The organism is Halomonas sp. WWR20 (assembly GCF_054602495.1).
In genome coordinates this window covers 75,984-89,014 of sequence record NZ_JBTRHR010000001.1, presented here as the reverse complement: position 1 = coordinate 89,014, position 13,031 = coordinate 75,984, and the positions used below count along the sequence as shown (strand labels likewise).

General features: G+C 63.8%; 12 protein-coding genes. All 12 read left to right on the top strand.

Going from position 1 to position 13,031, the window contains the following annotated elements:
• Positions 1 to 8: 8 nt before the first annotated feature.
• On the top strand, positions 9 to 953 hold the full coding sequence (locus ACW4DH_RS00380; RefSeq protein WP_459634368.1) for a branched-chain amino acid ABC transporter permease: 945 nt from the start codon (positions 9 to 11) through the stop codon (positions 951 to 953).
• A 26-nt stretch (positions 954 to 979) separates the two neighbouring features.
• Positions 980 to 2,245, top strand: coding sequence for a branched-chain amino acid ABC transporter permease (locus tag ACW4DH_RS00375; RefSeq protein ID WP_459634367.1), 1,266 nt, complete (start codon positions 980 to 982; stop codon positions 2,243 to 2,245).
• The gene (locus ACW4DH_RS00370; protein ID WP_459634366.1) at positions 2,242 to 2,997 is read left to right on the top strand and encodes an ABC transporter ATP-binding protein; all 756 of its coding nucleotides are present in this window, start codon (positions 2,242 to 2,244) and stop codon (positions 2,995 to 2,997) included. Before ACW4DH_RS00375 ends, ACW4DH_RS00370 begins: the two co-directional genes overlap by 4 nt.
• The gene (locus ACW4DH_RS00365; RefSeq protein ID WP_459634365.1) at positions 2,997 to 3,695 is read left to right on the top strand and encodes an ABC transporter ATP-binding protein; all 699 of its coding nucleotides are present in this window, start codon (positions 2,997 to 2,999) and stop codon (positions 3,693 to 3,695) included. Before ACW4DH_RS00370 ends, ACW4DH_RS00365 begins: the two co-directional genes overlap by 1 nt.
• A gap of 52 nt (positions 3,696 to 3,747) precedes the next feature.
• Positions 3,748 to 5,715: an acetoacetate--CoA ligase gene (locus ACW4DH_RS00360; RefSeq protein ID WP_459634364.1), complete on the top strand. Its 1,968-nt coding sequence runs from the start codon at positions 3,748 to 3,750 to the stop codon at positions 5,713 to 5,715.
• 320 nt (positions 5,716 to 6,035) lie between these two features.
• On the top strand, positions 6,036 to 6,821 hold the full coding sequence (locus ACW4DH_RS00355) for an SDR family NAD(P)-dependent oxidoreductase (RefSeq protein ID WP_459634363.1): 786 nt from the start codon (positions 6,036 to 6,038) through the stop codon (positions 6,819 to 6,821).
• A 32-nt stretch (positions 6,822 to 6,853) separates the two neighbouring features.
• The gene (locus ACW4DH_RS00350) at positions 6,854 to 7,363 is read left to right on the top strand and encodes a PaaI family thioesterase (protein WP_459634362.1); all 510 of its coding nucleotides are present in this window, start codon (positions 6,854 to 6,856) and stop codon (positions 7,361 to 7,363) included.
• Positions 7,356 to 8,567, top strand: coding sequence for an acyl-CoA dehydrogenase family protein (locus ACW4DH_RS00345; RefSeq protein ID WP_459634361.1), 1,212 nt, complete (start codon positions 7,356 to 7,358; stop codon positions 8,565 to 8,567). The genes ACW4DH_RS00350 and ACW4DH_RS00345 overlap by 8 nt, the downstream gene beginning before the upstream one ends.
• 88 nt (positions 8,568 to 8,655) lie before the next feature.
• A complete protein-coding gene (locus ACW4DH_RS00340; RefSeq protein ID WP_459634360.1) occupies positions 8,656 to 9,423 on the top strand; it encodes an SDR family NAD(P)-dependent oxidoreductase in 768 nt (255 codons plus the stop codon).
• Between the two features lie 8 nt (positions 9,424 to 9,431).
• Positions 9,432 to 10,502 carry a phosphotransferase gene (locus ACW4DH_RS00335; RefSeq protein WP_459634359.1) on the top strand — a complete coding sequence of 357 codons (1,071 nt, stop codon included), beginning with the start codon at positions 9,432 to 9,434 and terminating at the stop codon, positions 10,500 to 10,502.
• On the top strand, positions 10,499 to 11,290 hold the full coding sequence (surE, locus tag ACW4DH_RS00330; RefSeq protein WP_459634358.1) for a 5'/3'-nucleotidase SurE: 792 nt from the start codon (positions 10,499 to 10,501) through the stop codon (positions 11,288 to 11,290). The genes ACW4DH_RS00335 and surE overlap by 4 nt, the downstream gene beginning before the upstream one ends.
• Before the next feature lie 15 nt (positions 11,291 to 11,305).
• Positions 11,306 to 12,973 carry a long-chain fatty acid--CoA ligase gene (locus ACW4DH_RS00325; RefSeq protein ID WP_459634357.1) on the top strand — a complete coding sequence of 556 codons (1,668 nt, stop codon included), beginning with the start codon at positions 11,306 to 11,308 and terminating at the stop codon, positions 12,971 to 12,973.
• Positions 12,974 to 13,031: the final 58 nt, after the last annotated feature.

Sequence of the window (13,031 nt, the reverse complement as noted above, 5' to 3'; positions counted from 1 at the left end):
CGGCGATCATGATCGAGACGCTAGTGTTTTCCCTGCTCAATGGCCTGCTGTACGGCATGTTGCTGTTCATGCTGTCCAGCGGCCTGACGCTCATCTTCGGCATGATGGGCGTGCTGAATTTCGCCCATGCCAGTTTCTACATGCTGGGGGCCTACTTCGCCTACACCGTGGGCCTGGCGACCGGCTTCTGGGTGGCGCTGTTCGTGGCGCCGATCCTGGTGGGGCTGGTCGGCGCGCTCGTCGAGCGCTTCGGGCTGCGGCATGTGCACAAGCACGGACACGTGCCGGAGCTGCTGTTCACCTTCGGCCTGGCCTACGTGATCGAGGAACTGGTCAGCCTGTTCTGGGGTAACGTGCCGGTCGATTACCGCATGCCGGAGTCGTTGAACTTCTCGCTGTTCACTCTGTTCGGCATCGAGTATCCCGCCTTCCGGGTCTTCGTGCTGGCCGTGGCCGCGGTGATGTTTCTCGGCCTGTTTCTGCTGCTCAAGAAGACTCGCGCCGGGCTGATCATCCAGGGGTCGCTGTCGCGGCCGGACATGGTCTCGGCACTCGGGCATAACGTGCCGAGGGTCTTCATGTGGGTGTTCGCCTTCGGCTGCGCCCTGGCGGGGCTGGGCGGCGTGGTCGGCGGGATCCATCTGGTCACCGAGCCGGGCATGGCGTTCATGATGGGCCCCATCGTGTTCGTCGTCGTGGTGCTGGGCGGGCTGGGGTCGATTCCCGGGGCGTTGATCGCTTCGCTCATCATCGGTGTACTGCAGACGCTGGCGCTGTCGGTGGACCTCTCGCTGGCCAGACTTTTCTCGTGGGTGGAGGTCTCGCGGGACAGCTTCTTCGCCACGCTGTGGTATCTGGACTCGATGCGCATCGCCGCGGTGCTGCCGTTCCTGCTGCTGGTGCTGACGCTGATCTTCCGGCCACGCGGACTGATGGGGAAACGTGAAGCATGAACATGACCATACAACGGGAAAAGCCCATGACCACCGCAGCCCGACTCCCCTCGAGCCGGCTACGTGCCCTCTGGCCGTGGCTTGCGGCGACCGTCGTCGCCTTGATCCTGCCGCAGCTGTTCTCTTCGGGATACTCGATCGACATGCTCAGCCAGATGGGCGTGATGATCGTCTTCGCACTCTCCTACAACATGCTGCTGGGCAACACCGGCCTGTTGTCCTTCGGCCACGCGGTGTACTTCGGACTGGGGGGCTACTGCGCCATGCATGCCATGCGCCTGGCCAACGACACCGGGCTGATGATCCCGCTGGAGCTGCTGCCGCTGGTCGGGGCCGTCGCGGGGCTGGGCTTCGGCATCATCTTCGGCGCCGTTTCCACCCGCCGTGCCGGGGTGGTGTTTGCCATGATCTCGCTGGGCATCGGTGCACTCGTGCATTCGAGTTCGTTGATGTTCACCGACTTCTTCGGCGGCGAGGCGGGACTCTTCGGCAATCGGGTGGAGGTGGCATCGCTGTTCGGTGTCGATTACGGTCCGAGCACTAACGTGTATTACCTGGTAGTCGCCTGGACGCTGCTCGCCGCGGTGGCCATGTATCTGCTGCGCATGACGCCGCTGGGCTGGATGGCCAATGCGGTGCGCGACAACCCGGAGCGGGCCCAGTTCGTCGGCTACAACCCTTATGTGGTGCGCTTTCTGCAATTCGCGCTGTCGGCGTTCTTCGCCGGGCTGGCCGGCGGGCTGTTCATCATCACCCAGGAGATCGTCACCGACGAGGCCGTCGGCCAGGCGATCTCCGGCCAGGTGCTGCTGAGCACCTACATCGGCGGCATCGGCTATTTCTTCGGGCCGGTCATCGGTGCCGTGCTGGTGATCTACCTGCAGAGCTCGCTCTCGTCGATCACCGATGCCTGGGTGCTGTATTTCGGACTGCTATTCATCGCCGTGGTGATGTTCGCCCCGCAGGGGCTGTTCGGTGTGGCCCATCAGCAGGTGCAGGCCTGGCGGGCCGGACAGTGGAAGGGCAACGCGGGGGCGCGGCTTTACACTGTCGCCTGCCTGCTGGTCGCGCTGCTGGGGCTGATCTGCGTGGTGGAACTCGCTTACCACTATTTCCATAGTTGGGACCCGAGCGCCCCCATGACGTTGATCGCGGTCACGGTGAATGCGACCCAGGTGACACCTTGGCTGGTATCGCTGTTGGTTCTGGCGGCGGGATTGGCGCTGTATGTCTGGCACGCCCGGCCCCGGCTGCAACGGGCGCTGGGCGCCCGCACGGGAGGTGAGGCATGAGTGCGCAAATGGCCCTTACGCTGAAAGGCGTGAAGAAGAACTTCGGCCGTGCCGAGATCATCCGCGGCGTCAATCTCGACATCCGCGAAAACGAGCGCCATGTGGTGATCGGGCCCAACGGGGCCGGCAAGTCCACACTGTTTCACCTCATCAGCGGCCGCTTCAAGGTCTCGGATGGCGAAGTGGCGCTGTTCGGCAAGCCTATCAGTGGCCTGCCTCCCCATCAGGTCAACCGCAAGGGCCTGAGCCGCAGCTTTCAGGTGACCAACCTGTTCCAGAACATGACCGCAGCCGAGAACCTGCGCTGCGCGCTGCTGTGGTCCATGGGTCACAAGTATGCCTTCTGGAAGCGGGTGGGCGCGCAGCGGGCGGTGACGGAGCGGGCCGACGAACTGCTGGAGAGACTCAACCTGCAGCATCGGCGTGACGTGCCGGCGTCGCTGTTGAGCTATGCCGAACAGCGCGCGCTGGAGATCGGCGCCACCATCGCCTCCGGCGCCAAGGTGCTGCTGCTCGACGAGCCCACCGCCGGCATGAGTCGCAGCGAGGCCGATGATGTGGTCAAGCTGATCCAGGCCATCACCACGGAGTGTACCTTGGTGATGGTGGAGCATGATCTGAGCGTGGTGTTCGGGCTGGCCGACCGCATCTCCGTACTGGTCTACGGCGAGATCATCGCCACCGACACGCCGGAAGCGATCCGCGCCAATGCCGCGGTTCAGGAAGCCTATCTCGGCACGGAGGTGCACTGATGCTGCATGTTCGCGATCTGCATGCCTATTACGGCAAGAGCCATGTCCTCCGTGGCGTCGATCTCGAGGTCAACGCCGGGGAAATCGTCAGCCTGCTCGGGCGCAACGGCGGAGGACGCTCCACGTTATGCAAGTCGGTGATGGGGCTGGTCCCGCCCAAGGGCGATATCTGCCTGGACGGCACCCAGCTCGCCGGGCTCTCGCCTCACCAGATCGCCCATCACGGCATGGGTTACGTCCCCGAGGACCGGGCCATCTTCCCCGGCCTGACGGTGGGGCAGAACCTGGAGCTGGGCATGAAACGGCGCGGCAAGACCGGCAAGCAGTGGAGTCTCGAGGCCGTCTATGCACGCTTTCCCCGGCTCAAGGAGCGCGAGGACACCCCCGCCGAGGTGCTCTCCGGCGGCGAGCAGCAGATGCTCACCATGTTCCGCACCCTGATGGGCGACCCCCGCTGCATCATGGTCGACGAGCCCACCGAAGGGCTGGCGCCCAAGGTCGTCGCCGACGTCGCCGAGATCCTCAAGGAGATGGCGCAGGCGGGCATGGCCGTGCTGCTGGTGGAGCAGAAGCTCAGCATCGCCCTCGACATCTCCCAGCGCGTCTACGTGATGGGAGAAGGGCGCATCGTCTTCGACGGCACTCCCCAGCAGTTGCAGGACGACCCTCAGGTACGCCGGGAGTGGCTCGAAGTCTAGGTCCTAAAACTCGCCACCCAGACAGACAACAATAACGTTAGGGAGGCCCGCAGTGATCACTCAGCCCGACGTGCTCTGGACACCCAGCCCGGAGCGTATTGCCGAAAGCCGCCTGCACGACTACATGCAGTGGCTCGAACGCCACCACGGCCTGCACTTCGAGGACTACGAAGCATTGTGGACATGGTCGGTGGAGCATCTGGAAACCTTCTGGGAAAGCCTCTGGCAATATTTCGACATCCGCCATTCCGCACCTTATGAATATGTGCTCGACCAGCGCATCATGCCCGGCGCCCGCTGGTTCGAAGGCGCCCGTCTGAACCTGGCCGAGCAGCTGTTCCGTTTCCACCAGGAGGATGGCGAGCGTCCCGCCATCCTTTCCCGCTCCGAGCTGCGACCGTTGCAGACACTGTCCTGGCGCGAGCTGCATGAGCAGGTCGCTGCGGCGGCGCAGGGGCTGCGCGAATGGGGTGTCGGGCCGGGAGACAGGGTGGTGGCCTATCTGCCCAACGTGCCCGAGACGGTGGTCGCCTTCTTTGCCTGCGCCAGCCTCGGTGCCATCTGGTCGAGCTGTTCGCCGGACATGGGCCGTCGCAGCGTGCTGGATCGCTTCCGCCAGATCGACCCCAAGGTGCTGATCGCCGCCGACGGCTATCGCTATGGCGGCAAGGACTACGATCGTCTCGAGGTGGTGGCGGAGCTGCAGCAGGCGCTGCCCACGCTGGAGAAGGTCGTGCTGCTGCCCTACCTGGACCCGGGGGCGTCGCTGCCGGAAAGCCTCGCATGGGAAGCGCTGATCGAGCGCCAGGCATCACCGCAGTTCGAGCAGGTGCCCTTCGATCACCCGCTATGGGTGGTGTACTCCTCGGGGACCACCGGCATGCCCAAGCCCATCGTGCATGGCCACGGCGGCGCTCTGCTCGAAGGGCTCAAGGGGCATGCGCTGCATCTCGATCTCGGACCCAGGGATCGCTTCATGTGGTTCACCACCACCGGTTGGATCATGTGGAACGCCCAGATCAGCGGCCTGCTGGTGGGCTCATGTATCTGCCTCTACGACGGTAACCCCGGCTACCCCGACCTCGGCATGCTGTGGCGCTTCGCCGGGGAGACCGGGATGACCTTCTTCGGTGCCGGGGCGGCCTATTTCGGCAACTGCAAGAAGGCCGGCGTCGAGCCCGGCAGGCTGGCGGATCTTCGTCATCTGCGCAGCGTCGGCTCCACCGGGTCGCCGCTTGCCGAGGAGAGTTACCACTGGCTGCAGGCGCAACTGGGCGACGTGCTGATCGCCGCCATCAGCGGGGGTACCGACGTGGCCGCCAACTTCGTCGGCGCCTGCCCGATCAAGCCGGTGATCGCCGGCGAGATGCAGTGTCGGCCGCTCGGGGTGGCGACCCAGGCGCTGGATGATGCCGGCAATGCGCTAGTGGACGCCGTGGGTGAGCTGGTGGTCACCGCTCCGATGCCGTCGATGCCGCTGTATTTCTGGAACGACGAGGGCGACAGACGCTACCGGGAAAGCTACTTCGAGACGTACCCGGGCCGGTGGCGTCACGGCGACTGGATCCGCATCACTCCGCGCGGTGGCGGCATCATCTACGGCCGTTCCGACACCACCATCAATCGCCACGGCATCCGCATGGGCACCGCCGAGATCTATCGCGTGGTGGAGGAGTTCCCCGAGGTGCTCGACAGCCTGGTGGTGGATCTGGAGTACCTGGGACGGGCGTCCTGCATGCCGCTGTTCGTGGTACTGGCGCCGGAAACGGTTCTCGACGATGCACTAGCCTCACGCCTCAAGGCGGCGATCCGCGATAACCTGTCGGCGCGGCATGTTCCCAATGAGGTGATCGCCGTCGCCGAAATTCCACGCACCCTGACCGGCAAGAAAATGGAACTGCCGGTCAAAAAGCTGTTGCTGGGCATGCCGTTGGATCAGGCGGCAAATCCGGATGCCATGGTCAATCCCGACAGCCTGCGATGCTTCATGCATATGGCCGAGCGATCATCAAAGGAGTGAATGCCGTCTCGCAATAGGCTTCGAAGAGGCGGGAAACGGCCTTCGGCAAATGATGCGGTGGAGTATGCACGTTCCGTCGTATTTCGTATCTGTTCAGCGCGCAAATGCGCTGATGTCTCCAAGTCGAGCTGACATGGAGACGCGCCTGACGCCTCAATGACGGGCGCTATTTCAGAGCAGGCATCTTTGCGTGGGAGTTGACCATTAGCGTTTTGTCTAATGGAATTTGATTCCATATATGTTGACGCTCCACGACCATACATGACAGATTCGATAGCTAGCGAATGCAGGGAAACCTGCACTGATGAAGGAGCCTCTCCATGCGCTTTGAAGGTCGAGTGGCCATAGTCACAGGTGCCGGCAGCGGTATTGGACGCGCCACGGCGCAGCGTCTGGCCAGTGAAGGGGCGCGGTTGGTGCTGGTCGACTGGTCCGCCGAAGGGCTGGCCGCGACGCAGGCGCAGCTTCCCAGCGATACCCAAACACTGATCAGCGAGATGGATGTCTCCGACGAAACCGCGGTGCAGTCTGTCGTGGCAGCAATGCTGGAACGCTTTGGTCATATCGATGTGCTGTGCAACAACGCCGGCGTCACCGGTAGCGGTTACCCACCGATCACCGAGCAGGATCGCACCGACTGGGAGCGAATTCTCGGCGTCAATCTGATCGGTCCCATGCTGTTCACCAAGCATGTCGGCGCCGCAATGCAGGCCCGGGCGCAGGGGGCCATCGTCAATACCGCCTCGGTGGCCGGTATCCGCTCCGGTGCTGGCGGCAACGCCTACAGCGCCTCCAAGGCCGGCGTCATCAACCTCACCATGACCAGCGCCTGCGATCTGGGCGAGTTCAACGTTCGCGTCAACGCGGTATGTCCCGGGCTGGTCGAAACCGGCATGACCCAGCGCGTCTTCGACGCCGCCCGCGCCAAGGGCAAGGAGCACAAGCTGGGCTCGCGCTGCGAGCTGCGCCGCTACGGACGCCCCGAAGAGGTCGCCGCGGCCATTGCCTTTCTGGCCAGTGATGACGCCAGCTTCATCACTGGCCAGGTGCTGCCGGTGGACGGTGGCAACACCGCCTCACTCAACCTGCCCGGCATGAAAGTCTAACACCACGTAACGGCCTGCTCAGGAGCGCTGTCATGACGGAATACCCGGAACAGTTACATCAGCGAGAGAACGGCAGCCTGCCCATCGGTGGCGGCAATGACCTGCCGGGCTTTCATAACGTGCTGGGATACCGGCAGGTCTCCTGGAACGAAGAGGAGGCCGTCATCGAGCTGGCGGTTGCTCCCCATCACCTCAATCTGGGGGGTGTCATCCATGGCGGTGTGCTCACCTCGCTATTGGATGTCGTCCTGGCGCAGGCGGGCGTCTATTGCCCCTATCCGGGCCGTATCCGCAAGGCCATCACCCTGTCGCTGACCACGACCTTTACCGGTCAGTGCTCGGGCGGCGTGATTCGTGCCGTCGGCTTCAAGCGGGCAGGGGGCAGCCGGGTTTTCAACAGCTCCGGAGAGATACGTGACCAGGACGGCCGGTTGCTCGCCATCGGTGAAGGCACCTTCCGCCTGCGTTCCGGCAGTGAGCATCCAGAAGGTGTACCGCTGGTTTCGGCGGTACAGGACAACAAGGAAAATAGCCATGTTTGAGCTTTCGGAAAAAGCGCAGCAGATCCGTGATCGACTGATGACCTTTATGGATCAGCACGTCTATCCCAACGAGCACGTCTTCCACGAACAGACGGCCAAGGCGGAGAACCGCTGGGCGCCGCCGCCCATCCTTGAGGAACTGAAGGCCAAGGCGAAGGAACAGGGTTTGTGGAACCTATTCCTTCCCGAGAGCGAATTCGGCGCCGGCCTGAGCAACTTCGAATACGCTCATCTCTGCGAAGTCATGGGCCGCTCGCACGTCGCCTCGGAGGTCTTCAACTGCTCGGCGCCGGACACCGGCAACATGGAAGTCCTGGCCCGCTACGGTACGCCGGAGCAGCAGGAACGGTGGCTGCGTCCGCTGCTCGACGGTGAGATCCGCTCCTGTTTCTCCATGACCGAACCCGACGTCGCCTCGTCGGACGCCACCAACATTGCCTGCGAGATCCGCCGCGAAGGTGACGAGTACGTCGTCAACGGCCGCAAGTGGTGGTCCTCCGGTGCCATGACCACGACCTGCAAGATCGCCATCGTCATGGGCAAGAGCGATCCCGATGCCGAGCGACACAAGCAGCAGTCGATGATCCTGGTGCCGCTCGATACACCTGGGGTGAAGATCGTGCGCCCGCTGACCGTGTTCGGTTACGACCATGCCCCGCACGGCCATGCCGAGATTCATTACGACAATGTGCGCGTCCCGGCCAGCAACATGCTGCTGGGCGAAGGGCGCGGCTTCGAGATCGCCCAGGGGCGCCTGGGGCCGGGGCGCATTCACCACTGCATGCGCACCATTGGCGTGGCCGAGCGTGCCCTGCAGGCGATGTGCGAGCGCGTCCACGAGCGCGAGGCGTTCGGCAAGCCGCTGGCCAAGTTCGACTCCATCCGCAAAGACATCGCCCGCTCGCGTATCGAGATCGAGCAGACCCGCCTGCTGACGCTCAAGGCGGCACACATGATGGATACCGTGGGCAACAAGGTGGCGCGCCAGGAAATTGCCATGATCAAGGTCGCGGCGCCGAGCATGGCGTTGCAGATCCTCGACCGGGCTATCCAGGCTCACGGCGCGATGGGCGTCTGTCAGGACAGCTTCCTGGCCGCGGCCTGGGCGCAAGTGCGCACCCTGCGCCTGGCCGACGGCCCGGACGAGGTGCACCTGGACTCCATCGCCAAGCTCGAGATGCGTTCTTACGCCCCGCAGCGCTGATCCGCACGACTGAACCTCTGGGCCCGTTCATGACGTGGTCGTCATGCACGGGTTTTCAGAACAAGAACCTGCTGAAAGGAAGCGACTCATGACCAATCCATTGTTCGACCTGACCGGCAAGGTGGCGCTGATCACCGGCTCCACTAAGGGGATCGGCCGTTCGATCGCCGAGGAGATGGCCAAGTGCGGCGCCAAGGTAGTGATCTCTAGCCGCAAGGCGGACGCCTGCGAGTCCGTGGCCAATGAACTCAAGGAAGCGGGCCACGAAGCCATCGCCGTGCCCTGTCACGTGGGGCGCAAGGAAGACTTGCAGAACCTTGTCGATACCACCTTGAAGACCTGGGGGCGTATCGACGTACTGGTGTGTAACGCCGCCACCAACCCCGTGTACGGCCTGACCAGCGAGATGACCGACGAGGCCTGGGACAAGATCATGGACACCAACGTCAAGGGCACCTTCTGGCTCGCCAACATGGTGCTGCCGCAGATGGCCGAACGCGGTGAGGGCAGCGTGGTCATGCTCTCCAGTATCGCCGCACTGCGTGGCAACACCGTGATCGGGACCTACGGCGTCTCCAAGGCGGCGGAAGCGGCACTGGCACGCAACCTGGCGGTGGAGTGGGGCCCCAAGGGCATCCGCGTCAATGCCATTGCCCCGGGACTGATCCGCACCGATTTCGCCAAGGCCCTGTGGGAGGATCCCAAGCGCGTCAAGCAGGCAGAAGACAAGACACCGCTGCGCCGCATCGGGGATCCGGTGGATATCGCCGGATTGGCCGTGTTCCTTTCGACGCCCGCCAGTGCCTACATCACCGGACAGGTGATCGTGGCGGACGGCGGTGAAACGGCCTGCTGAGGTTCTTCATGAGCGAACCACAACTGATTGACGTGCTGCCGGCGCACCGTATCGATGAAGCGGCACTGGCGCGTTATCTGCGCGATTACCTGCCGGCAATGGACGACCACCTGAGCGTGCGGCAGTTCCAGGGCGGGCAGTCCAATCCTACCTATCTGCTGGAAACGGCCGGGCGTCGTTATGTCCTGCGCAAGAAGCCGCCGGGCAAGGTGCTGCCCTCGGCACACATGGTGGAGCGGGAATACCGGGTGATCCGCGCCCTGGCGGAGAATACTTCGCTACCGGTGCCGCAGACCCATGTGCTGTGCGAGGACGACAGCATCATCGGTACGCCGTTCTATGTCATGGACTACATCGCCGGTCGGGTGCTGACCCATCCGGCGCTGCAGGAGGTGGAGAAGTCCGGACGCCGAGCCATTCACATGGCGGCCATCGACACCCTGGCCGACCTGCATCAGGTCGACATCGAGGCGGTGGGGCTGGCGGACTACGGCAAGCCGCAGGGCTATGTCGCGCGCCAGGTCAAACGCTGGAGCGGGCAGTACCAGGCTTCGCGTACCGGCGACATGCCGGCCATGGAGCAATTGATGAAATGGCTGCCGGAACATGTCCCGGCTCGCGATGAAACCGCCATTGCTCACGGCGATTACCGCCTGGGCAACCTGATCTTCGCCCCCGACGAGCCTCGGGTCGCAGCTATCCTCGACTGGGAGCTGTCTACCCTGGGCCATCCGCTGGCGGATCTGGCCTATTGCTGCCTGCCCTATCACCTGCCCGCCGACATGGAGGGCATGCGCGGTCTGATCGGCATCGACCTGCAGGCGCAGGGCATTCCCACCGAGGCGGAAGTGCTCGAGCGTTACTGCCAGCGTACCGGCCGTCAGGAGATCGGTGACTGGCACGTCTTCTTGGCGTTCTCGCTGTTTCGCCTGGCGGCGATCCTGCAGGGCGTCTATGCCCGTGCCCTGCAGGGTAACGCGAGCAATGCCAATGCCCTCGAGGTGGGACAGCGCGCCGGTGTACTGGCCGAAACCGGCTGGCAGATCGCCCAGCGCGGCGAGCAGGGAGCCCTGTCATGAGTGAGCGGTTATTTCGCCGAGTGCTGTTGACCAATGACGACGGGATCGCCGCTCCGGGGCTGGCGATCCTCGAGCGCATCGCCGCCGGGCTGGCGGAAGAGGTCTGGGTCGTGGCGCCGGAACATGATCAGAGCGGTACCGGGCAGAGCATTTCGCTGCATTCGCCGCTGCGGGTCTTCAAGCACGACACGCGACGCTATGCCGTGTCGGGCACACCGGCGGATTGCGTGATGTTCGCCATGGCAGAATGGCTGCAGGATTCGCCGCCCGATGTGGTGCTCTCCGGCGTCAACTGCGGCACCAACGTCGGCGATTCGGTGCCGTATTCGGGCACCGTCGGCGCCGTGTTCTCCGCGGAGTTGCTGGGCCTGCCCGCCATTGCGTTGAGTCAGGCCTTTTATGAGCGCGACAGAGTCGACTGGTCCCCCGCCGAAACCTTTGCCGATCCCATGATCCGCAGGCTCTGGCAGCAGCGTACCGAGGCCGGGTGTTGCTGGAACGTCAATTTTCCGGCCTGCAATGCCAGCGACATCACGCATTTGCGTATGGTCCATCAGTCGCGGGGCTCGATCCAGCGGCCGCGCCTGCTGGCGGGTGAGGATGCCCGTGGGTTGCCTTACTGGTGGCTGGGGTTCGAGCGCTCCTCCAAGCACATCGTGGCGCCCGAGGCCGACATCAGTGCGCTGCGCGACAACAGGATTGCCATCACGCCGCTGCGGGAGTCTCGCGGCTGGCTCGAACTGGGCGAAGAGCAGGCTGTCGCCGAACTGACGCCAACGTCCGGTTAAAGGAGAATGTTATACATGTTTACCCGTCATTACGCTGTCTGGCCTGAGCATCTGCCCAAGCATTTGACGGTGCCCGAAACCAGCCTGTTCACCAATCTGGAGATTTCCGCCCGGCGCTATCCCGACAAGGCGGCGATCATCTACTACGATACGGTGATCACCTACACGGAGCTTTTCCGCGAGGTCGAGGCGCTGGCCGGCTACTTGCAAAGCCAGGGCGTGGGCAAGGGCGACCGGGTGCTGCTTTTCATGCAGAATGCCCCGCAGTTCACCATCGCCTACTATGCGATCCTGCGTGCCGATGCCGTGGTGGTGCCGGTCAACCCGATGAACCATACTGCCGAACTCGAGCATTACCTGAGCGATACCGGCGCCGCCATCTGTATCTGCGGTCAGGAGACGGCAGTGCAGATCGCGCCACTGGTCGGGGTGGAGCGGCTCAAGCAGGTCATCGTCACGGCCTACGCCGAGTATGTGCGTGAGCCCACCGACCTGAAACTGCCGGCGGAAGTCCAGGCACCGCTCGAGGCGCCTGATTTCGAGGGTGGGATCGCCTGGCGCGAGGCAATGAACGCCGGCCACGTTCCCGGCGAGCATACCGCCGGTCCCGACGACTACTGCGTCTTCCCGTACAGTTCCGGCACTACCGGTGCACCCAAGGGCTGCATGCACACGCATCGCTCGGCGATGGCGACGGCCCTGCATCGTGGGGTGTGGAACCAGAACACCAGCGAGACCGTGATCCTGGCGACGCTGCCGTACTTCCATGTCACTGGCATGCAGGGCGCGATGAGCGGCCCGATCTACAACGGGGCGACGGCGGTGATCATGACGCGCTGGGACCGCCAGGTGGCGGCCAGGCTCATCGAGCGCTACCGGGTTACCGCCTGGGTCAACATCGCCACCATGGCCATGGATTTCCTCTCCGATCCGGATGTCGAGCAGTACGATCTGTCCAGTCTCAGCAGTATCGGTGGCGGTGGGGCGGCGATGCCCAAGGCCATCGAGGAGAAACTGCGCCGGCTCACCGGGCTGCACTACATCGAAGGCTACGGGCTCTCGGAAACCATCGCCGCCACCCATATCAATCCGGTGGAGCGGCCCAAGGCCCAGTGTCTGGGCATCCCGGTCTTCGACGTCGACTGCCGGATCATCGACGTGGGCTCGCAGGAGGAGCTGGGGCCCGACCAGGTGGGTGAAATCGTCAGTCACGGGCCGCAGGTCTTCCAGGGCTACTGGAATCGCCCCGAGGAGACCGAACGCGCCTTCATCGAACTCGACGGCAAGCGCTTCTTCCGTACCGGCGACCTGGGCTATTACGACGAGGAGGGCTATTTCTTCATGGTCGACCGCGTCAAGCGGATGATCAACGCCTCGGGCTTCAAGGTCTGGCCATCGGAAGTGGAGAGCCTGATGTACCGCCACCCGGCGATTCAGGAGTGCTGCATCATCTCGACGCCCGATCCGCGTCGCGGCGAGACGGTCAAGGCTTGTATCGTGTTGCGTGACGGTCAGGTGGGGCAGGTCAGCGAGCAGGACATCATCGATTGGTGCCGCGAGGAGATGGCCGCCTACAAGGTGCCGGCTTACGTCGAGTTCCGCGAGACTCTGCCGCGCTCTTCCACCGGCAAGCTGATGTGGCGGGTACTGCAGGACGAGGAGAAACAAAAGCAAAGCGGTTAATCAGCCAACTGATCCGTCATGGGGCGGGCGCCTTCATGACGGCACCTACTAGCTCACA

What these genes read in the sequence shown, in the direction of transcription:
- ACW4DH_RS00380 (WP_459634368.1), top strand. Translation starts at nt 9, where the DNA reads ATGATCGAGACGCTAGTGTTTTCCCTGCTCAATGGCCTGCTGTACGGC.
- ACW4DH_RS00375 (WP_459634367.1), top strand. Translation starts at nt 980, where the DNA reads ATGACCACCGCAGCCCGACTCCCCTCGAGCCGGCTACGTGCCCTCTGG.
- ACW4DH_RS00370 (WP_459634366.1), top strand. Translation starts at nt 2,242, where the DNA reads ATGAGTGCGCAAATGGCCCTTACGCTGAAAGGCGTGAAGAAGAACTTC.
- ACW4DH_RS00365 (WP_459634365.1), top strand. Translation starts at nt 2,997, where the DNA reads ATGCTGCATGTTCGCGATCTGCATGCCTATTACGGCAAGAGCCATGTC.
- ACW4DH_RS00355 (WP_459634363.1), top strand. Translation starts at nt 6,036, where the DNA reads ATGCGCTTTGAAGGTCGAGTGGCCATAGTCACAGGTGCCGGCAGCGGT.
- ACW4DH_RS00350 (WP_459634362.1), top strand. Translation starts at nt 6,854, where the DNA reads ATGACGGAATACCCGGAACAGTTACATCAGCGAGAGAACGGCAGCCTG.
- ACW4DH_RS00345 (WP_459634361.1), top strand. Translation starts at nt 7,356, where the DNA reads ATGTTTGAGCTTTCGGAAAAAGCGCAGCAGATCCGTGATCGACTGATG.
- ACW4DH_RS00340 (WP_459634360.1), top strand. Translation starts at nt 8,656, where the DNA reads ATGACCAATCCATTGTTCGACCTGACCGGCAAGGTGGCGCTGATCACC.
- ACW4DH_RS00335 (WP_459634359.1), top strand. Translation starts at nt 9,432, where the DNA reads ATGAGCGAACCACAACTGATTGACGTGCTGCCGGCGCACCGTATCGAT.
- surE (WP_459634358.1), top strand. Translation starts at nt 10,499, where the DNA reads ATGAGTGAGCGGTTATTTCGCCGAGTGCTGTTGACCAATGACGACGGG.
- ACW4DH_RS00325 (WP_459634357.1), top strand. Translation starts at nt 11,306, where the DNA reads ATGTTTACCCGTCATTACGCTGTCTGGCCTGAGCATCTGCCCAAGCAT.